This window comes from Parabacteroides sp. KHUB-03 (assembly GCF_056640975.1).
The window spans coordinates 1,108,506-1,130,143 of record NZ_CM153257.1 but is presented as its reverse complement, the minus strand read 5'-3'; the positions used below and the strand labels follow the sequence as shown (position 1 = coordinate 1,130,143).

Genomic DNA, 21,638 nt, shown 5'->3' with positions numbered 1-21,638 from the left:
AAAAATAACAATTATCACATGAATACAACAACAAAGAAAGAGAAAATCAAATTCAGCAAAGCATTCTGGGTAGCCAATACCGTAGAACTGTTTGAACGCGCCGCCTACTACGGCGTTTTTATTGTAATAACCCTTTACCTGAGCCGTATCCTCGGGTTCAACGACATTCAGGCAGCCAGTATCGCCGGCATATTCTCAGCCTGCCTTTACCTGCTCCCCACCTTTGCCGGGGCACTTGCCGACAAAATAGGCTTCCGCAACTCCATGCTGCTGGCCTTCACCCTCCTCACTTGCGGCTATCTGGGACTAGCTCTCTATCCTACCTGGCTTCAATCCGCCGGTCTGGTAGAATACGGAACCACCACTACCTTTACAGGATTGCCGGAAAGCAACTTCAGCTACGGAATCATCCCCATCATGGCACTGATCGTATGCGGAGGCGCTTTCATCAAAAGCGTTATCTCCGGAACTGTAGCGAAGGAGACCACCACCGAAACCCGCGCCAAAGGTTTCTCCATCTTCTATGCAATGGTGAATATTGGCGCCTTTTCAGGCAAAACCATCGTAAAGCCCTTACGTGAAGCACTAGGTAACGAAGGGCTTATCACACTAAACTACTTTTCGGCAAGCATGACATTTCTTGCCTTGCTCGCCATCTGGTTCTTCTACAAAAGCAGCCAGCACTCCGGCGAAGGAAAAACGTTCCGTCAAATATGGAATGCCCTGATAAAAGTATGCAGCAACGGCCGGCTCCTGATACTGATCCTCATCATTACAGGTTTCTGGATGGTACAACACCAGCTATATGCCACAATGCCGAAGTACGTCCTCCGTCTGGCAGGCGAAGGAGCATCGCCATCCTGGTACGCCAATGTGAATCCACTAGTGGTAGTCCTCACCGTAAACCTCGTGACGCAAATGATGCGAAAGAAAACGGCACTCACTTCCATGACCGTCGGCATGTTCATCATGCCTGTATCTGCCTTGTGCATGGCATACGGAAATATGCTGGAAGGAAACACCACCATCCTGGGCATGCACCCGGTAGCCTTTATGATGGTAATAGGAATTGTATTTCAGGGATTGGCCGAAACGTTTATCTCACCCCGCTTTCTGGAATATTTCTCCCTGCAGGCTCCTAAAGGGGAAGAAGGGCTTTATCTCGGATTCAGCCACCTGCATTCGTTCCTGTCGTCTATTTTCGGATTCGGCCTGTCAGGCTTCCTGTTGAGCAAATATTGCCCTGAACCAGCCCTTTTCAGCACACATGCCGAATGGCAAGCCGCCAGTGCACATGCGCATTACATCTGGTACTACTTCGGAGCCATTGCTCTGGTATCGGCCATTGCATTGATCGTGTACGGACAAGTGGTGAAGCGGTTAGATGCGAAAAAAGCAACTATATAAAAGTTTAGGATTTTCTTTATAACAGTTTTGTTCAAATCCCATTTTAATTCGGTTAAAGCCCTTAAACAAAACCTGTATAGACAGAAACAACAAAAAGAAAATCTTAATATTATTTCCCTCAAACATCCAGGCCTCAAAACCGATAGCGGTACTGGAAGAATTTTTAAAAGATATCTGTTCCTAAAGTCATCGGGAACATTTGAAAAAATCATCCCGATAATTTCAAAAAAACATCGGGATGATTTTTTTAGTTATTCGTATAAAGATTTGTGCTAAACACCGAATCAAACAATTTAAATCATTTCAATAAAATAATACGAACATTCCAAAACAGGCAAACATCATGCTCAAAACGCCCTTAAGTGTGCACTTTTCAGGGGAAAATACTTTGAGTTAAAGAATGTTTGATTAATTTTGCAAGCCGCTATTCAGCGACTTATAAAAGAAAGAATAATATATTTCCTCTTGGAAAATCTAATATTTCAACAAATATGAGTTTAAAAATTATTGTATTGGCGAAACAGGTTCCGGACACACGCAACGTGGGGAAGGATGCTATGAAGGCTGACGGAACAGTAAACCGCGCTGCCCTTCCGGCTATCTTTAACCCGGAAGACCTGAATGCATTGGAACAGGCATTGCGCCTGAAAGATGCTCACCCCGGGACTACAGTGACGCTGTTAACCATGGGCCCGGGACGAGCTGCAGAAGTAATCCGCGAAGGTTTGTACCGCGGAGCAGACGGCGGCTATTTGTTAACCGACCGTGCCTTTGCCGGGGCAGACACATTGGCTACTTCGTATGCATTGGCTACGGCTATAAAGAAAATCAAAGATTATGATATCATCATCGGCGGCCGTCAGGCTATCGACGGCGATACGGCACAAGTAGGTCCGCAAGTGGCCGAAAAGTTAGGAGTGACACAAATTACATATGCTGAAGAAATTCTGAATGTAGACCAAAAAGCACGCCGTATCACTGTAAAACGTCATATAGACGGAGGCGTGGAAACTGCAGAAGGTCCACTGCCTATCGTAATCACAGTTAACGGATCGGCAGCACCTTGCCGTCCGCGCAATGCAAAACTGGTACAAAAATATAAACGTGCATTAGGCGCACAGGAAAAAGCAGCCATCAACCTGGCAACAGAATACATCCCGTATGCCGACCTCTACGAAAAATATCCATATCTGAACATCACAGAATGGAGTGTTGCCGATGTGGAAGGCGATGTTGCACAATGCGGCCTGTCAGGCTCCCCTACGAAAGTGAAAACGATTGAAAACATCGTATTCCAGGCAAAGGAAAGCAAAACGCTGAGCAGCTCGGACAGAGATATTGAAGATATGATTGTTGAACTGTTGGCTAACCACACGATTGGATAAGATTATGAACAATGTATTTGTATATTGCGAGCTTGAAGGCACTACAGTTGCCGACGTAAGCCTCGAACTTCTGACCAAAGGCAGGAAGTTAGCAAACCAATTAAACTGCCAGCTCGAAGCTATCGTTGCTGGAAAAGGACTGGACGGTGTGGAAAAACAAGTATTGCCTTACGGTGTAGATAAACTGCACATATTTGATGCACCGGGATTGTTCCCCTACACATCACTTCCCCACTCTTCCATACTGATAAACCTCTTCAAAGAAGAAAAACCGCAGATTTGCCTGATGGGGGCAACCGTTATCGGCCGCGACCTGGGACCCCGCGTTTCTTCAGCCTTAACAAGCGGTCTGACAGCCGACTGTACTTCACTGGAAATAGGTAACCACGAAGATAAAAAGGCAGGTATTACATACGAGAACCTGTTATACCAGATACGTCCGGCTTTCGGTGGCAATATAGTTGCTACGATTATCAACCCGGAACATCGCCCACAAATGGCTACTGTCCGCGAAGGTGTAATGAAGAAAGAAATTCTAGATACACATTATAAAGGTAAAGTAGAAAAGCATGACGTTGCCAAATATGTACAGGAAACTGACTACGTAGTAAAAGTAATAGACCGTCATGTAGAAAAAGCCAAGCATAACCTGAAAGGCGCTCCCATTGTTGTAGCCGGAGGTTATGGCGTTGGTTCAAAAGAAAACTTCGACCTGCTGTTTGACCTGGCAAAAGAACTTCATGCAGAAGTAGGCGCAAGCCGTGCTGCTGTAGATGCAGGCTTTTGCGACCATGACCGCCAGATCGGGCAAACCGGTCTTACGGTTCGTCCCAAGCTATATATAGCATGCGGTATTTCCGGACAGATCCAGCACATTGCAGGTATGCAGGATGCAGGTATCATCATCTCTATCAACAACGACGAAAACGCTCCTATCAACACAATCGCAGATTACGTTATCAACGGTACTGTAGAAGAAGTGCTTCCGAAGATGATTAAGTATTACAAGCAAAACACGAAGTAAATTATGGCTAATTTTTATTTAGATAATCCAAGCATGAAGCATCATCTTCATCATCCGTTGATGAAGCGCATCGTTGAACTGAAGGAACGCGGTTATGCCGACAAAGATCAATTCGATTATGCTCCACAGGATTTTGAAGATGCAATGGACAGCTACGAAAAAGTACTGGAAATCGTAGGCGAAATATGCGGTGAGATCATTGCACCCAATGCTGAAGCAGTAGACCATGAAGGCCCCAGTGTTGCAGACGGACGGGTTACATATGCAAAAGGCACGCAAGAAAACCTGAACGCTGTCCGCAAAGCAGGACTGATGGGTATTGCAATGCCACGTCGTTATAACGGGTTGAACTTCCCGATCGTTCCTTACATTATGGCAGCCGATCTGGTCTCACGTGCCGATGCAGGCTTTGAAAACCTGTGGGGATTGCAGGACTGTGCCGAAACATTATATGAGTTCGGTAACGAAGACCAGCGCCAGCGTTTCATCCCACGCGTATGTGCCGGCGAGACAATGTCTATGGACTTAACCGAACCGGATGCAGGTTCAGACCTTCAATCCGTAATGTTGAAGGCTACTTACAATGAAAAGGATGGTTACTGGTATCTGAACGGTGTAAAACGTTTCATCACAAACGGTGATGCAGATATTCACCTGGTTCTTGCCCGCTCGGAAGAAGGGACAAAAGACGGCCGCGGTTTGTCAATGTTTATTTATGACAAGCGCAATGGCGGTGTAAACGTTCGCCGTATCGAGAACAAAATGGGTATTAAAGGTTCGCCTACCTGTGAGTTGGTATTCAAGAACGCTAAAGCAGAACTTTGTGGAGATCGCAAGTTAGGCCTTATCAAATATGTAATGGCCCTTATGAACGGTGCCCGTTTAGGTATTATGGCTCAGGCTGTAGGACTAAGTGAAGCGGCTTACCGCGAAGGCTATGCATACGCAACAGAACGCAAACAGTTCGGCAAAGCTATTATCGAATTTCCAGCCGTATACGAAATGGTTGCATTGATGCGTGCCAAGGCAGATGCTTCACGTGCCATGCTTTACGAAACAGCCCGTTTTGTAGATGTTTACAAAGCATTGGATGACATCTCGAAAGAACGCAAGCTTACCCCCGAAGAACGCCAGGAACAGAAAAAGTATTCAAAGCTGGCAGATGCTTTCACACCGATGGGAAAAGGTATGACTACCGAATATGCCAATCAGAACGCATATGATGCAATCCAGATACACGGTGGTTCGGGCTTCATGAAAGATTATGCCTGCGAACGTTTATATCGTGATGCACGTATTACGAATATTTACGAAGGAACAACCCAGTTGCAGGTAGTTGCCGCTATCCGCCACGTGACAACCGGAACTTATCTGGCCCAGATCCGCGAATACGAAGCAATCAACTACAAGCCGGAATTAGGAGACCTGAAGAATAAACTGCAGGCCATGACCGAAAAGTACGAAAAGATCGTTGCAATGGTTATCAATACCAAAGACAACGAGTATATCGACTTCCAGGCTCGCCGGATGGTAGAAGCTGCAGCCCATTGTATATTCGGATACCTGTTGCTTCAGGATGCAAACCAGAACGAAAGCTTCCGTCGCTCTGCCGAAGTCTATATCAACTACGGACAAGCAGAAGTAGACAAAATCGTTTCTTACATCAGCAAATTCGACCGCGAAGATCTGGGATATTACAAACAGTAATAGCCACCAGATATCATCTTATAAAAAGTCTTTGCCGGAGTCATAATTGACTGCTGGCAAAGACTTTTCTTTTACAACATGCCTACCTTTTTACATTTACATACCTACCCCAATTAATTTAGTCGCCATCCTTTTTTCCCTCAGCATCCGTATTAAAGAAAATTTGATTGAGGCTATTCTTACATAAAAAAACGAAGACCGCAGGATTCACATCCGACGGTCTCCTACACTAACCCTTAACTTTAACCAATGAAAAACAATAATCAATTTTTATTTCAAAGCAGCTATTGCCGCTTCATAATTCGGCTCAGTTGTAATTTCAGAAACCAATTCCGTATATACAACCTTACCAGCTTCGTCTACAACAACCACGCCACGGGCTAATAAACCTTTTAGCGGGCCATCAATAAGAAGCATCCCGTACTTATCTTCAAAACAAGAACAACGGAACATAGATAACGGTATAACCTTATCAATGCCTTCCGTAGTACAGAAACGTCCTTGCGCAAATGGTAAATCTTTCGAAACTGCCAAAACCATAGTGTTGGGAAGAGATGCGGCTTCTTTATTGAACTTCCTTACAGAAGTAGCACATACCGCAGTATCTAAACTCGGAAATATGTTTATTACAATCTTCTTTCCTTTAAGGTCGCTTAACGATAATTCCGTTAAATCACTCTTCACACCTTTAAAGTCCGGAGCCTCTGCTCCGACAACCGGTAATGTTCCACTTGTATGGACCTCATTACCTTTTAACGTTACTTTTGCCATTTTTATGTAGTTTTATGATCACTCCTAAAACTGCTTACAAAGATAAGCAGCTTTGTTTATACGAAACAATAGAAATTAGCTTTTGTTTCACCGTTTAACTTATTTTAATCAACCTTTCTTATTATAGTTTTTTTTATCTTTGAGCTCTAAATTAAATAAAAATGGATTGGTTAATCATCTGTGGAATATTAGTAATTATAGTCATTCAAATACTTCTGCGACCGAAGCAGTTAAAAGAAAAAAACGAAGAATTGGAAAAGCTGCTTAACGAAATGCAACGCTCATTTGAACGTATAGAAAAGAACTTCAGGGAAGACTTCAGGCTAAACAGGGAAGAAAGCCGGCTGGTTTCGCGAGACAACCGGGAAGAACTTGCCCGTTCCGTGAACGAATTCAGGGAAACCTTTGAACGAGGTATTGCCTCGTTCAACAACCTTCAACGAGAAAAATTCTCAGCTCTCGACGAACGGCAGCGTCAACTAGTAGATAATACGGAAAAAAGATTGGAAGAAATCCGTATCACCGTAGATGAAAAACTACAAAAAACACTAAACGACCGCATCGGCCAATCATTTCGTCTTGTAACCGAACAGTTGGAAAATGTTCAGAAAGGATTGGGAGAAATGCAGACACTGGCACAAGATGTAGGCGGACTAAAACGCGTATTAAGTAACGTAAAGACCCGGGGGAATATAGGAGAAATACAATTAAGTATGTTACTGGAACAAATTCTGGCACCTGAGCAATACGAAGCGAATGTACGAACGCGCAAGGGGTCTGACGCTGTTGTTGAATTCGCAGTTAAATTACCGGGCAGAGATGATGTGCGCGAATTTGTTTACCTACCGATAGATGCCAAATTTCCAAAAGATATTTACGAGCAACTTCTCAATGCATACGACAGTTCCGATACGCAGGCAATCGATACGGCAGGCAAATTATTGGAAACAACCATAAAGAAAATGTCTAAAGATATTTCAGATAAATACCTTGCCCCTCCGGCTACTACAGATTTCGGCATAATGTTCCTTCCATTTGAAGGCATATATGCAGAAGTGGTTCGCCGTTCGGCGTTATTAGAAGAATTGCAAAGGGACTACAAAGTCGTAGTTACTGGTCCCACCACACTTGCCGCCATATTAAACAGCCTCCAAATAGGATTCCGTACATTAGCCATACAAAAGCATTCCGGAGAAGTTTGGACTATTTTAGGGGCGGTAAAAAAAGAATTTGAAAAAGTAGGCGGCATGCTTGAAAAAGCACAAAAGAACCTCCAGACAGCCAGTGGACAAATAGAAGAAGTATTGGGTAAGCGTACCCGTGCTATCCAGCGTAAATTAAAAGATGTTGACACACTAAACGATCGGGAAGCCCGTGCTATTTTGCCCGAAATTGGTATATTACCCGAAGAAGAAGAGCTATAAATCGATAACCTGTGTTATCCGAACAAAATCTTAAACCTTGTGAGTCCATCGGAATATGTCCGCAAAGAGAATGTACAATTATGCTTTAAAAGTACCTCACGAATAAAAATAAGACCGATACCCTGCCCGTTAGGTTTAGTAGAAAAGAATGGACTGAACAGTTTCGTTTCCGTCTCTTTGTCGATACCTTTACCGGTGTCGGCTATTTCCAGGCAAACCGGAGAGCCGGATGTAGTGATATAGATTTCACCATCTTGTTCTATAGATTCGGCAGCATTTTTTATGATATTTACTAATACCTGTTCAAAAAGGGAAGGGTCTAAATCGGCAACCGGAGATACTTCCGATAACTCCATCCTGATCCGTATATTACGATTCTGGCAGATCATTTCCATAAAACGCTTGCAATAACTAACTACTTCATTTAACTGTACCGGCTGTAACTGCGGCTCCGGTATACGCACAACGTCCGCAAAATTGGTTATAAACCGGCTCATACTATAACAACGATCCATGGAAACCTGCAACACATCGCCGACTTCAGACATATTATCCATTCCGTCAATGGCAGACTGCAACGTATCCAATGTAGAGGTAATACCTGCAGTGGTATTATTCACTTCATGAGCTATCATACGAATCACCTTCTCATACGCTTTCTTTTCGGCCTTAAACACTTCCTGTGTAAGTGTTTCCACCAGATAGAACGGATGATGAAAGCCTCTGTCTACAAACGAAGAATGAGTACATTTATAAATATTAGCATCATTCAGCCGAACAGTTTGGGAATCATACAACGGAATTTGCAATAGCTCCGAAGCCAATGGGGTATCTATTTCCGACAACTTTTTTCCAACCAGCTCCAATGATGTGTATGCTCCAAATATCTTACATGCAGCCGGATTAACGGACAAAACTTCGCGATCCAAGTTTAATATGACAACGCCCATAGGCGAGGCATTGATCAATAAATCCAGAAAATGGTTTTGTTCGCGAAGATGTAGCCGTTCATTCTTTAATTGTTCCATCATCTTGTTGAAAACATCTACTACACGATCGGCTTCTGTCTGCCCTACACGGCTCAACCGTGAACTAAAGTCCTGCTCCTTCAATAATTCCATACCGTTTCCTATCGTGTGCAACGGCCTGATAATACGACGATAGAAAACGAGCATGTATACAACAGTAAGGACAACCAAGCCTTCTACGAAGAAAAACATCGGTTTGGAATATGAGAAAAAGACAAAATAGGTCAGTATTGCCAATATAATCAGCAATAAAACAGTAAATACCCAAAATAGTCCTTTTACTCTCATCCTATAATCTCAACTATTTATCGACAGGAATATCATATTTTTCCAACCGGCGATACAAAGCCGCCCTGCTAATACCCAAAGCAGTTGCCACATGAGAAAGATTGCCATTATGCGTTTCCAGTGCCTGAAGTATAGTTTGCTTTTCCAATTCATCCAGGGTAAGACCTTCAAAAGAAGTAGGGATAGAGCGCTTTGTTTCCATAACATTATGACATTGTCCTTCAAAATCGGACACATCTATAACAGATTTACCCGACACCAGCATAGTACGTTCAACCAGATTTTTCAGTTCCCGGATATTACCCGGATAGGGCAAACGTTGTAAATAAGTCAAAGCTTCCGAAGAAAACCGCACATTAGCCAGACCATTCATCTCCGATTGTCTGTCTGCGAAATAACGGGCTAGCAAAGGTATATCTTCTCTGCGCTCACGTAAGGCAGGCAGATGAACAGTAATCAAATTTATACGGTAAAACAGATCTTCTCTGAATGTACGTGCCGCCACCATTTCGGAAAGACTGCAATTAGTGGCGCTTACTACGCGGATATCGACTTTCCGGGGACGGCTATCGCCCAATACTTCAAATGTCTGGTCTTGCAACACACGAAGCAACTTTACCTGGCAAGACAACTCCAGATCACCTATTTCATCAAGAAATATCGTACCTTTGTTAGCCATCTCAAAACGTCCGGTGCGGTCAATATAGGCATCTGTAAAAGCCCCTTTCTTATGCCCGAACATTTCACTTTCAAAAAGGCTTTGCGAAAGACCTCCCAAGTTCACTTTCACAAATGCTTCCTTAGCACGCGGACTATTGGCATGAATCGCTTCCGCTATCAGCTCTTTACCTGTACCGCTTTCCCCGGTAATCAATACCGATGCATTGGTAGGAGCTATACGTGAAACTGTTCCCAGCACATCCATCAAGGCAGTGCTTTGTCCTATAATCTTATCAAAATGAAATTTATTATCAGCATCCGTACGGTTAAGAGGCTCCTTCTTCTCCGTTTTCTGTTCGCAAAGTTCCAAAGCCGTATTAATAGATTTCAGAAGCACCAGGTTGTTCCACGGCTTCGTAATAAAATCGAATGCCCCAGCCTGCATTCCCTGTACGGCCAGTGAAATTGATCCCCAAGCCGTCATCAATATTACAGGTACATCGGGGCGGAAAATTTTTACTTGCTTCAAGAGTTGTATGCCCTCCTCGCCTGTCGTAGTCATGGTAAAATTCATATCCATCAGTATAAGCCGGGGAGCTGTTGCACGCACAATCGCCAAAGCCTCTTTTGGACCCGGCACAGCTTCCGTCTCGTAACCTGCACGTTTCAACAAAAAAGTCAGCGAGGAACGTACCACGGCGTCATCATCTATAATCAATATCATAAACTCTTCTGTATTTGATTACAAAGGTAATTTTAATTATTTAATATCGCTTAGCTTAGTAATTAAGTAGAATACTTCTTTCTCTATTCTTAACTACTTGACTACTTTAACTTCTAATATTCCCGACTGCTTAACTCCTCTTTACGATTTCCTCAAAGTCTGCATCCAGATTATGCCTGTTAATAAAGTCGTACAACGTCATACTACGGATGTTGTAAAAGTAATACCAGTAGTTATACAGCTCCTGGATATGCTTCTGGCGCGCATTATCTTTTGAACTCTGCGCATCATTCAAATCGAGAATGTCTATCTTGCCGATCATAAAAGTCTCTATCGAAGTTTTATACCGTTTGCCGGCCAGTGTATCTACCTCTGCTGCTATTTCAAGCTGGGCAGCCTGGTTATTAAAGTTCTCAACCAATAAGAAGACATTCTGATTAAAATTCATCTGCTCCTGTCGCGTCTTAGATAAAACGACCTCGCGGTTAGACTCGGCTACTTTTACCTTTCCCTTCCGTTTTCCCCAGTCGAGAAGAGGAATAGTTACTCCAACTTCCACAATCTGGTTATCTTTTAAATGGTTATAGGCAGCCCCCATCGTATGGTCTTTTCCTGTATATCCGATGGAAGCAAACAGGTTAATGCTACGGCGATTTCCTTTAGCTGTAGCTACATCATAGTCAGCCTCTAGCTGGCGACGAAGAATATTCTTTGCCAGAGAGTTATTTTCCTGAGCCTTTTCCAATACTTCATGATAATCCATCCGCACGCCCGGCACAGTTTCGGGTACTACCGGAACCACTATATCTTGTTCGCTCAAAGCCAGAAAAGAACGAAGCTGGAACATATTTGCATTAAAACCGGATTGTGCTTCGGTAAGCAGTCCTTTTGCCTGCAAAGCCGATTGCTTCAAACGCATTAATTCGCTTTCCGAGATATGTCCTATCTTACGTTTCGCCACAGCAATATCATACAACTTATTGGCATTTTCAAGATTTTGCTGTGCTATATGCATATTCTCCTGGGCAAGCAAAAGACTAAAGAAGTTGTTAATCGTGGTAAGCGTAACTTTCTCTACGCTCTCAATATAAGATGCTTTTGCCTCCTGATAGCGCACAGGCTCGATACGACGTTTCCATTTTTGATCATTCACCCCGAAAATAGGCTGGGTCAAGGTCAAACCAACCGGCACACTCATATATTCGTTATAAGCTCCGGTGCCTAGCTGGCGTGTAAAGTCCAGTGATGTATTCAATGATATCTTACCGCCTGTCAAGGCTATATTCTGTTCGATGGCAAGTTCTCCGGTCAATCCCAACGAATTATCCTGTACGTATGTATAAGCACCGTCCGATTGCTGATATTTACTATATTTCTTATTATAAGAAGGCAGCGTACCGGTAAACATTACTTCAGGAAGCTGGTCTGCACGGTGCGTACGATATTCCCAATAAGCCGTACGCAACTCGTTTAATGCAACAGCAGCATCAACAGACTGAATCTGGGCAATAGTAATAGCATCTTTCAACGTAAGCCTCACTATATGTGTATTATCTTCTGCCCGCAAACAAGCTATGTCAACCAGTAAGCAGGCAATAGCAATATAAACCTTTTTCATGCTCGTATCCGTTTTTGCCACATACAAGGCAAAAGCTATGCCAAAAACGTACCCTATTGATAATCTGAATTGTACTAATCAATGCACTGTTCGGAAACGGACACTGTGTTCGTTTTTGAAATCATCAGGAATTATATATCTTTGCCCGGCATTCAAATAAAACAATTCACCATGTCGGCAACAACACTCTCCATATTATGTACTATTGTAGTCGTACTCATTTGTACCTTCATATATAACTCCTTGATCGGCAAAAGAAATCAAGCTGAAAACGCATTCGCTACTATCGATGTAATGCTAAAAAAACGCTACGACCTGATACCCAGCCTCGTCACCGTAGTCAAGCAATACGCCGCCCACGAGAAAGAACTATTTGCACAGATTGCCGAAACAAGAAGCAAAAATTATGCGGATATGTCGGACAGTGATAAAATGGAACTGGACAAATCGTTCGGTCAGGCCAGCGAAAAGCTCATGATCATAGCCGAAAGCTACCCCGAACTGAAAGCTTCCGATAACTTTATGCAGTTGCAACGTGCCATCAACGAAACGGAAGAACAGCTCTCTGCCGCACGCCGTGCCTACAATGCTGCCGTAACCGACTACAACAATAAAGTAGAAAGCTTTCCTTCCAACCTGATAGCAGGCCTGTTTAAGTTCTCGCGCAAAAACGTTTATACATACAATCATGAATAATATCCTATCTTTTGAAGAAATCATGAACAGGTTGGCTCCGGTTATCCGCGAACTGGAAGAAACCCGTATCGCCCAGCTTACCGATGCCAAGAAGAAAAGTGCAGTCTGGGGATGCTGTATTATCCTGATAGCAGTAATTATCTCACTGATTGCAACATCTGCGCCCGGCCCCGGGGTGTTTTTCGGGCTTTTACTTACCATCCTGGCTACAATGATCATCTTCAACAGCCATTCCAAACGCCTGTCTCCGAAGTATAAGAAAGAATTGATAGGGAAACTGATAGAAGGAATAGTTGAAAACGGAAGATACGAACCCGATTCCGGTCTGTCTGAAAGCGAATTCAACAGCACCGGCCTTTTCAACACCCCCGACCGTTACAAAAGCGAAGACCTGATTAGCGGAAAGATAGGAAAGACCCCCTTCTGCTTTGCCGAAGTGCATGCCGAAGAAAAGCATACTACCACAAACTCGAAAGGACAGACCACTACCACATGGGTTACCCTGTTCAAAGGCTTCATGTTTATTGCCGATTTTAACAAAGACTTCGCCGCACGCACCCTTGTACACCGTAACTCTTTCCTGAACTTTATGATGGGCAACAGGGTTAAACTGGAAGACCCGGTATTTGAAAAGCATTTCGACGTCTTTTCGACCGATCAGGTAGAAGCCCGCTATATCCTGTCGCCAGCCATGATGGAGCGGATGATCAAGCTGGATGAACAGTTCGATAACGACCTCCTGTTCAGTTTCTACCAGTCCAAAGTGGTTATCATGGTGAAGTGCAGCCACGATCATTTCGAATCCAGTATCCTGCGTCCGGTCAACCAGACGAAAACGCTGCAGGAGGAGTACAACACAATAGTATCCCTTGTTTCCATCATCGAGGCACTGGATTTAAACACACGCATCTGGAGCAAAGAATAACCCTAAAAGAACAAATAAATGAAGAACGACGGTTTTACATTCAATAAGAGGCTGCAGAGTTTCAAGTACGCATTCAACGGCATACGCCTGCTGATAACCAAAGAACACAATGCCTGGATTCATTGCTTTGCTGCAATATGCGTAATCATCGCAGGATTCCTTTTCGACCTTTCGCGCATGGAATGGATTGCGGTCTGCATCGTTATCGGGGCAGTATTAGCTGCCGAAGCGGTCAATTCGTCCATCGAGGCCCTGGCCGATCTGGTTTCTCCCGGGTACAATGAAGCGGTCAAACGCACGAAAGACCTGGCAGCAGGAGCTGTATTGATTACGGCAATAGCTGCAGCAGTGGCAGGGGCAATCATCTTTGTTCCCAAGATGATCGGGATGCCTTAACCCTTTTGCAGGAGGAAGTAATAGTAAAGCAATATTATCCCCTATTCCCCGTTACATAACGAAGTCTATATCATCTACAACTTATGAAACAAACAATCATAACCCTATTTACCCTCCTCTTTCTTATCAGTGGAGTGAACGCTCAAAAGATAGAAGTCGGCGGTAGCCGGAAAGCCGTACGTACATCAGGCGACGTACTGGTGTTTCTTACCCCTGTGGCCAGTCTGGCCGCTACATTGGCCATACAGGACTGGCAGGGCTTGAAACAAGGAGCATTGTCAGGAGTAACCACCATAGGGCTTACCTACGCGCTGAAATACATCGTTAAGAAAGAACGGCCGGACCACAGCGACATGCACTCCTTCCCCTCGATGCACACCTCCGTATCGTTTGCAGGAGCAGCCTTTATACAACGCCGCTACGGCTGGAAATGGGGCGTGCCGGCCTACCTGGTATCTACCTACGTCGGATGGAGCCGCGTATATGGCAAAAAGCACGACTGGTGGGACGTAGCCGCCGGAGCCGCCATTGGTGCGGGCAGTGCTTACATCTTTACCCGACCTTTTGCCAGGAAGCACAACCTCTCCATAAGCCCCGTCGCCGGAGACGGGCATTACGGAGTGTATGCATCGATGACTTTCTAGTAAGAGGACAATGGACAGGTAAAATACCGCTCACACAACTGCCAACTGTCAACTGCTTTGTCCATTGCTACATTTTTCTTACCTTTACCCCATCACCAAAAACACTAAACAGCATGGATAAAGCATTACCACCTTCGGAACACCGTCCAAAACCTCAAAAGGTATATATCCGCCTGAGCCAAAGCAATCTGCCCGGACAGGAAGAGACGTTCAAAGGGCACGTAACCCAACGCCCGTCTATCAATGTTGAAGAACTGGCCGAGCGGCTGCACAAGAATGGCTGCGGGTGCCGGCCCGAAACCCTTATCAGCAACTACCGCCTGATGACGAACGAGATATACAACGCCCTGGAAAGAGGCTACAATGTAGACTTCGACCTGGGCAGGGTGGAAATATCGGCAAACGGCAGTTTCAATGGCCACTTCGACCGCTTCGACCCGAAGCGCCATCATTGCATCCCTGTCTTCCGCCCCTCGCCCCGCCTCCGCCAGTTGGCCGGAGACATCCGCGGAGAGGTGTCCGAACTGGGAGCCGTCAATTCTCCCTGGCCAGTCCACGTATCCACCCTGAGTATCATACAGATGGAGCAAGCCGGCCAACACGCCTCCGCCCCCATCCCCGCCGGCTACGACGATCCGCTATGGGTGTACGGCCAACGCCTCAAGATAATGGGCGACCTGCCCGAAGTAGGCGTTTATCTAACCTGTGAAGGAACGGGCGAAACTTGCCTCATCCCTTCCAACAAACTCTATATCAACACAGACAGCGAGTTATGCTTTGCCTCACCCCTACCGCTAACGGCCGGAGAGTGGACACTGAACGTATGCACGCAATACAACTACCGCTATCGGTTGTACAAGAAGCCTCGTATGGGATCGATTACCTTTACCGTATCAAACGATGCTCCCTAGGTAGGGAGATAAATTCTCCCTAGGTAAGGAGAAATGTTCTCCCTAAGTAGGGAGATAACTTCCCCCTAGCTAGGGAGCATTGTCTGCTGGCCTAAGCCCAAGGTATTCGGGGTGGTAATGTCACGTACCGTGGGGTAGTAATGTCATGCACCGTGGAGGCCGTTACTCATAGTGAAGCGCATCCGCCGGCTCCATCCGCGAAGCACAGCGCGAGGGATACCAGCAGGCGCCGATGATGATGAGTGCCAAGACAAGCAAAGTAAGTATACTTACCACAGCGAAACGCCAGACCGAGACAGGCAGCACATCTACCGACAGGACTTCCATATAAGCTATATTACCGCAGATAAGAAGAGCCGGCAAGGATGCCAGAAACAAAAGCAGCAATCCTTCGTTTATCATTAAATGGCAAATACCGCGGTGGGTAGAGCCTACAGCCATACGCAACCCCAACTCTGCACGCCGCCGGTTCACACGGAACCAGAAGGTTCCGATTACTGCAAGAAATACGTTAACAAGGAAGAAGCCGGAGATGACAGATAAAACCTTCTGCCCGCTCGATCCTAACGAGTATTCCAGGAAAGAGGAACGTATTTCGGTATATGGCTCCACGTCGGACACCCAATAGTTGCCTGCCGTCAGCGAACGTTTCGTTTCTTTCATAAAGCGCTCGGCAAAACCGGACGGGCTTATTCCGGCACGGGTACGAAAGCAGATCTCCAATGAATTCATATCGTGTTCCTTCAGGTTCAACGTTTCCATGAACCGGTCGTCCAGCATTTCAAAAACCTGAACGTTGCCACTTGTTGCATACTCATCGTTACGCAAGGGTTCGGACACGGCTACGATGGGGTAGCTTATCGAATCTGTCACATAATAACGCTTGCCTACTACATCCGTCCGCCCGAACAACTCTTTTGCAGTAGTGGCAGATATTACCTTTCCTTCCGGTAGACGCCGGGCCAGTTCTTCCATGCTTCCTCCCGAAAGAAGGTGGATGCCGAACACCTTAAAATAGTCGGGGCTTACATTCAAATACCGTACATTAACATTTGTGGAATCGTGATGAATCTGGCTGGTCCAACAACCATAAGTATAGGGTAATGCTACGTAAGACATACAAACGGCCTCTACGTCGGGATGAGCCTTTATCCTCTCTATGATGCGATAGACATTCTGCCGGGGTTCATCGCTTCCCGCTTCATATTTGATAAAAGACCGGGCGTTCTGCGGACGCACGGATATTGTTGCCCGGTATACATTTTCCACATTGAATCCCACCGGACGGCTAGCCAGTATGCCACGCATAAGGAAATAGTCGGTAGTAAACCATAACACAATAAACACGACCAGCAATTCGGCCAACACCCAGCAATTATTGTACAGGTTTGCCTTAATCAGTTTCAGTATATGTAGTATCATAAACAGTTCCTCCCCCGTTATTAATTAGCTGTATTAGTCAGTGCGTCCGTTATGCTTACCTGCAAGGCACGGAAAGCAGGGACTATCGACGACAGCAGGTTCAACACCAGACAAATCATAAAAGCATAGCCAAACACCTGCATATTAATAAGCATCGGCAGGGAAAGGCTCATATCCATTGTTCCCCCGGACAGCATCATCGTAACGAACGACCCCAGCAATAATCCGCGTAATAACCAAACTAACAAATAAGAGAATAACAGTCCGGCAAAGCCGCCCGGCAACATCAACAAGAGGTTCTCGGTGAGAAGCTGCATCAAGAGTGTACCTTTGCGGGCGCCAAATGCCCTGCGGACGCCTAATTCGGGAATGCGGTCGTGTATATGGAACGTGTTCAGCCCGGACAGATTCAACGCAGGGACCAACAGGAACAGCAGAAGGATGATGAGTAGCATGAAGAAGGTCTTTTTCCAGTCCTGCATAAACAACGAATAAAGCATGTTCTGAAAATAGAGAAGAGGCTCCGTTCCTTCCAATTGTCCGTCGACCAACATTGTGTTGTATTGCTTTATCTGCCGTTGCCATTCATCGCGAAATGCTTTCATATCACCCGGGTTGCGCAACAATATACATACGCTAAACGGCCCTATTGATGCTCTTTGCTCTATAGAGGAGAGTTCCGATAAGGCAGGCAGGCTACTGTATGGAACCCAAACATCGGCATAAGCATCCGGCGTAACGGCTGAGACATCTGCCACCACCCCGCATACCGAATATTCAACATCATTGAGTAGAATCGTTTCGTTTACTACATCAGTCTTCCCAAATAGCATACGCGCAGTCTTCTCGTTCACAACAACACGTGAGAGGGAAGAAGAAACAGCCGCTTTATCAAACGGTTTGCCTGCCAGGAAACGATAGCGGAATATCTGCCAGAAACCATCGTCGGTTGCCATCAGGTTTACTTTAGGCGAAATATCCCCTCCCTGCAACCGGGCATAGCTATCACCTATGATATACCGCAAAGGCAGCGGATCAACCTTTATCGCAACAGCTTCCGGCGTTGTCATCGGATATATGCATTCCTTTATTGTTCGTAAGCCGTAGCTATAGGAACTCCGGCTCATATTACTTTGCACGTATGACAGGCCATTCAAATAACACATCCTGTCACGGTGTACCTCTGGCGCAATGTTGGCTGTACGGATATGGTAAACAACAGCCATGACCATAACCATGGATATAGCCAGTCCTGTTCCTATAATGTAAACAGTGCTGAAGAAACGGTTCCGTTCCATCAATTGCCAGGCTTGCCTGAAGTATAGTTTGTACATGGTATTCTTCGTATTATCGGCTATGCCGGTGTTTAATATTATTTACTGTACCTGGCGTCCGTCAAAGAAACGTATGGTTCTGGACGTCTGTTGCGCTTGTTGTTCGTTGTGGGTTACCATCACAATGGTGCGGCCGTCTTCCTTATTGAGTTGGTGAAGCAATTCCATCACTTCGATACCCATCTTCGAGTCCAGGTTGCCGGTCGGTTCATCGGCAAGGATGATGTCGGGATTACCTACAATTGCACGGGCAATGGCCACACGCTGGCACTGACCGCCGGAGAGCTGTGTGGGAAAATGGCGTATGCGGTGCGAAAGGCCTACCTTTTCGAGTACTGCCTCAGCCGCTTTCCTGCGTTCCGAAGCGGACACTTTGCGGTAGAGAAGGGGAAGCTCCACATTATCGAGCACATTGAGCGAGTTGATAAGGTGGAACGACTGGAAGACAAAGCCCAGTTGCTTGTTGCGGAAAGCGGCCAGTTCCTTGTCGTTCATGTTAACCGTGTTCACTCCGTTGATCTCTACTGTTCCCGAAGTAGGCGCATCCAATAACCCCATAATGTTCAGTAACGTGGATTTACCGCACCCCGAAGGGCCCATGATAGATAGAAATTCGCCGTTGCGTACTTCAAGGTTCACATTTTCCAACGCTACCGTTTCTATCTCTTTTGTACGGTAGATCTTCTCGAGGTTTGTTAGCTTAATCATTGTTATTATGTATTAATAGTTTACTTCTTTGTTTATTCATAATGTAACGCTTCCGCCGGTTCTATCTTTGCAATCCTGCGGGCAGGAAACCAGATACCGACAACGATCATCAGTCCGAGCAACAGGAAAGTTCCTCCGAAAGTAACGGTAAACCGCCACCAGGTATAAGGCAGGCGCACCGTATCAGGCATATCGAAATAGAGCATATTTATAATAAAGATCAACACCAATGGTGCAGTAAAAGCCAATAGTGAAATACCTTCTGCATACAGGAAACCTTCCAGGCGGCTACGGCTGGAACCGACAGCTACACGCAATCCCATCTCGCCCCGGCGATACTGCGTGCGGAGCCAGAAGGTGCCGATGATACCGAAGAATACATTCAGCAGCATGAAGCAAACCAGGATGATCTTCTTCATCATCGCATCCCGTCTGTCTTTCAACATCGTATCCCGGAAGTTGCCCAATGGGGTGACACTCGACGCATAAAGGTTGTTTACTGTCAGGCGATCATCCATGCCTTGCAGGAAGTTCTCCATATCTTCCGCGCGGAATCCGTCTTTCATCCGGATCAGACATTCCATATTCTGTACCGGTATGTTATTGGCTTCTTCCACAACGTCCTGGTCTGTCCGCATCAGCAGGTAGAAACAGGGTTCGCTTCTTTCATACTCTGTCCGCCTTATCGGGTTGCACACGGCAGCGATGGTCATCGTTCCGGTGGACGTTGCACTCCATTTCAGTTTACGTCCCATGCCCGATTGCCCGTTATAGAGTTTCGTCTCCATATCTTTCGAGATAACAAGTTCTCCCCCATTCTGCTCGACGACTGCACGTAACGTTTTCCCGTCTTCTGATTTAATCCGGAAGACATCGAAGTAGGAAGGCGTCACCCTAAAGCACTGGAACTGGTCTGTCACTTCCGTCGTATCGGTAGTTCCGGCTTGTGTGACTGACATCCAAGCGGTAGACCAGGTATACGGGCAGGCTGCATACGAGATACAAGCCTCATCCACCTGTGGAGCCTGACGGAGATTATCGACCAGCCGTACCAGGTCTTCTCCATCGGAAGTCTCCTTCAACGAATCAGGCACATACCCCGATGTCGAGGGATTCATCTTCCCCAGGTTCACCCGGTATACATTGCTTATATCGCGCCCCAAGGGAGAGTAATAAGTACAGACGTCCACCAGCAAGGAATCCATTACACTCCAAAGTATGGCCGCCACAACAAGCAGCTCGGCAAATATCCAGCCGTTACTACGGCGCTGGTTCCATATTATCTTAAGGGTATGTATAATCATAATACGTCATTGTCTTTTAAGGATGAAACGATTGGCTGGCGGGCAATGCGCGCTGCCGGTATGCCTGCCGAAAGCAAGTTGAGCAACAGGCTGAACAATAAAGCCACTACAAACACGGCCGGTTGAAAAAGCATATCGCCGTGCAATGCAGTATCGCTATCCTTCAGCAGAAACTCTTTACACAGTGGTAAGAATATGAATGAGCATGCCAGTCCGGTAAATCCACCGAGAAGTGTAATGAGGCAGTTCTCGTACAACACCTGCCGTAGCAGATTCCCTTTTGTTGCACCAAACGCTTTACGTACTCCCATCTCCATACGGCGCTTCTGTACGGCCGAATGCGTAACGCCAAGCAGGTTCAACGCCGGGACGAGAAGCAGGAACAGCAACAAACCACCTGTTTCGGCCAAATAGTCTTTCAGCTCCACTGTCCGTTGTCCGATCGAGCCGATGGCTACATCGAACTGGCTGATCGGGTTGTTCAAAAAGTTGATCTCTGCCTCCTGCTTGGTTGCATTGTAAAGAGCGATATGCTTCTTCAGTTCTGCTTTGATGGGGTTGAAGTCGGCGCGTTTTTTAGCCAGCATACATACAGAGAACCATCCGGACATATTCTCCATAGAACTATTATTCATCAGGTTGATATCTGTTGTATAAGGTATCCAGACATCGCCATAGGCTGTATTAGCGGCACGGCTCACATCATCCACTACGCCGCAGATGGTATATTCTTCCATATCTACCATCACCTGCTTGCCCACCACATCGGTCGTACCATATATTTTCCGGGCCGTCGAAGCAGAAAGTACCAACGCCGGTATAGCCGAATCCATATCGGCCTGCGTAAAGGGTTTACCGGCCAGGAAACGGAATGAAAATATCTTCCAGAAGCCCGGATCAGTGTAGGTAATGGCATACGCTTTATACATTCTCTTGCCGGGAACAGACAAAGGCTTTGACCCCAGAGCATAAGCCGAGACGGCTTCGGGAAGTTGCAGCGAATAAAAACATTCCCTGACAGCCTCTACCGACATACCTCCACGACTCCATCCATTGCTGCTCCGCACCTCTGTTCCTTCATGTACGTAAAGCATACGGTCGCGGTCGTTCTCCGGGTAAAAGCTAGCGAACTGTATCTGAAACACCAACACAACAATCATAATCATCGCTATCGAAATAGCTGTCCCGGCTATGGAGATCACGGTAACGAGCCGGTTCTCCTGTAACATCTGAAAAGCCTGTTTCAAGTATTGTTTAATCAT

Annotated in this window: 19 protein-coding genes; 10 read left to right on the top strand and 9 right to left on the bottom strand. The window is 45.8% G+C overall.

Annotated features, from left to right (window positions below):
- Window positions 1-18: 18 nt before the first annotated feature.
- From ACYIB7_RS04900 to ACYIB7_RS04885, 4 genes are all read left to right on the top strand, one after another.
- On the top strand, window positions 19-1,407 hold the full coding sequence (locus ACYIB7_RS04900) for an MFS transporter (protein ID WP_103982990.1): 1,389 nt from the start codon (window positions 19-21) through the stop codon (window positions 1,405-1,407).
- Window positions 1,408-1,898: 491 nt separating this feature from the next.
- Window positions 1,899-2,792, top strand: a complete 894-nt coding sequence (locus ACYIB7_RS04895) for an electron transfer flavoprotein subunit beta/FixA family protein (RefSeq protein ID WP_103983062.1) — start codon at window positions 1,899-1,901, stop codon at window positions 2,790-2,792.
- Window positions 2,793-2,796: 4 nt separating this feature from the next.
- Window positions 2,797-3,816: an electron transfer flavoprotein subunit alpha/FixB family protein gene (locus ACYIB7_RS04890; RefSeq protein WP_103982991.1), complete on the top strand. Its 1,020-nt coding sequence runs from the start codon at window positions 2,797-2,799 to the stop codon at window positions 3,814-3,816.
- Window positions 3,817-3,819: 3 nt separating this feature from the next.
- A complete protein-coding gene (locus ACYIB7_RS04885; RefSeq protein WP_103982992.1) occupies window positions 3,820-5,523 on the top strand; it encodes an acyl-CoA dehydrogenase family protein in 1,704 nt (567 codons plus the stop codon).
- 270 nt (window positions 5,524-5,793) lie between these two features.
- Here ACYIB7_RS04885 and tpx read toward each other — a convergent pair whose 3' ends face one another.
- On the bottom strand, window positions 5,794-6,294 hold the full coding sequence (gene tpx / locus ACYIB7_RS04880; RefSeq protein WP_480338269.1) for a thiol peroxidase: 501 nt from the start codon (window positions 6,292-6,294) through the stop codon (window positions 5,794-5,796).
- Window positions 6,295-6,455: 161 nt separating this feature from the next.
- On the opposite strand from tpx, the gene ACYIB7_RS04875 reads away from it, so the two are divergent.
- Window positions 6,456-7,718, top strand: coding sequence for a DNA recombination protein RmuC (locus ACYIB7_RS04875; protein WP_480338268.1), 1,263 nt, complete (start codon window positions 6,456-6,458; stop codon window positions 7,716-7,718).
- A 14-nt stretch (window positions 7,719-7,732) separates the two neighbouring features.
- Here the strand turns inward: ACYIB7_RS04875 and ACYIB7_RS04870 are convergent, their stop codons facing one another.
- The 3 genes from ACYIB7_RS04870 to ACYIB7_RS04860 all read right to left on the bottom strand — a co-directional run bounded on the left by ACYIB7_RS04870 (window position 7,733) and on the right by ACYIB7_RS04860 (window position 12,036).
- Window positions 7,733-9,034: a sensor histidine kinase gene (locus tag ACYIB7_RS04870; RefSeq protein WP_103982995.1), complete on the bottom strand. Its 1,302-nt coding sequence runs from the start codon at window positions 9,032-9,034 to the stop codon at window positions 7,733-7,735.
- 13 nt (window positions 9,035-9,047) lie between these two features.
- The gene (locus ACYIB7_RS04865; RefSeq protein WP_480338267.1) at window positions 9,048-10,418 is read right to left on the bottom strand and encodes a sigma-54-dependent transcriptional regulator; all 1,371 of its coding nucleotides are present in this window, start codon (window positions 10,416-10,418) and stop codon (window positions 9,048-9,050) included.
- Window positions 10,419-10,548: 130 nt separating this feature from the next.
- Complete coding sequence (locus tag ACYIB7_RS04860; RefSeq protein WP_099463284.1) at window positions 10,549-12,036, bottom strand: TolC family protein; 1,488 nt, start codon at window positions 12,034-12,036, stop codon at window positions 10,549-10,551.
- 171 nt (window positions 12,037-12,207) lie between these two features.
- Here ACYIB7_RS04860 and ACYIB7_RS04855 point away from each other — a divergent pair, with 171 nt between their 5' ends.
- From ACYIB7_RS04855 to ACYIB7_RS04835, 5 genes are all read left to right on the top strand, one after another.
- Window positions 12,208-12,732, top strand: coding sequence for a LemA family protein (locus ACYIB7_RS04855; RefSeq protein ID WP_200817944.1), 525 nt, complete (start codon window positions 12,208-12,210; stop codon window positions 12,730-12,732).
- Complete coding sequence (locus ACYIB7_RS04850; RefSeq protein WP_480338266.1) at window positions 12,725-13,657, top strand: DUF3137 domain-containing protein; 933 nt, start codon at window positions 12,725-12,727, stop codon at window positions 13,655-13,657. The genes ACYIB7_RS04855 and ACYIB7_RS04850 overlap by 8 nt, the downstream gene beginning before the upstream one ends.
- Window positions 13,658-13,675: 18 nt before the next feature.
- On the top strand, window positions 13,676-14,053 hold the full coding sequence (locus ACYIB7_RS04845) for a diacylglycerol kinase family protein (RefSeq protein ID WP_099463286.1): 378 nt from the start codon (window positions 13,676-13,678) through the stop codon (window positions 14,051-14,053).
- A gap of 83 nt (window positions 14,054-14,136) precedes the next feature.
- On the top strand, window positions 14,137-14,697 hold the full coding sequence (locus ACYIB7_RS04840; protein ID WP_103982997.1) for a phosphatase PAP2 family protein: 561 nt from the start codon (window positions 14,137-14,139) through the stop codon (window positions 14,695-14,697).
- A gap of 113 nt (window positions 14,698-14,810) precedes the next feature.
- Window positions 14,811-15,608 carry a DNA-binding domain-containing protein gene (locus ACYIB7_RS04835; protein WP_480338265.1) on the top strand — a complete coding sequence of 266 codons (798 nt, stop codon included), beginning with the start codon at window positions 14,811-14,813 and terminating at the stop codon, window positions 15,606-15,608.
- Between the two features lie 162 nt (window positions 15,609-15,770).
- On the opposite strand, the gene ACYIB7_RS04830 is transcribed toward ACYIB7_RS04835, so the two are convergent.
- From ACYIB7_RS04830 to ACYIB7_RS04810, 5 genes are read right to left on the bottom strand one after another with little or no spacing between them, the layout of a single operon-like run.
- A complete protein-coding gene (locus tag ACYIB7_RS04830; RefSeq protein ID WP_103982999.1) occupies window positions 15,771-17,030 on the bottom strand; it encodes an ABC transporter permease in 1,260 nt (419 codons plus the stop codon).
- Window positions 17,031-17,050: 20 nt separating this feature from the next.
- Window positions 17,051-18,364, bottom strand: coding sequence for an ABC transporter permease (locus ACYIB7_RS04825; protein ID WP_103983000.1), 1,314 nt, complete (start codon window positions 18,362-18,364; stop codon window positions 17,051-17,053).
- 42 nt (window positions 18,365-18,406) lie between these two features.
- Window positions 18,407-19,072, bottom strand: a complete 666-nt coding sequence (locus ACYIB7_RS04820; RefSeq protein ID WP_103983001.1) for an ABC transporter ATP-binding protein — start codon at window positions 19,070-19,072, stop codon at window positions 18,407-18,409.
- A 32-nt stretch (window positions 19,073-19,104) separates the two neighbouring features.
- Entirely contained in the window at window positions 19,105-20,376 is a 1,272-nt protein-coding gene (locus ACYIB7_RS04815; protein WP_480338264.1) for an ABC transporter permease, read from the bottom strand.
- On the bottom strand, window positions 20,373-21,638 hold the full coding sequence (locus ACYIB7_RS04810; RefSeq protein WP_480338263.1) for an ABC transporter permease: 1,266 nt from the start codon (window positions 21,636-21,638) through the stop codon (window positions 20,373-20,375). Before ACYIB7_RS04810 ends, ACYIB7_RS04815 begins: the two co-directional genes overlap by 4 nt.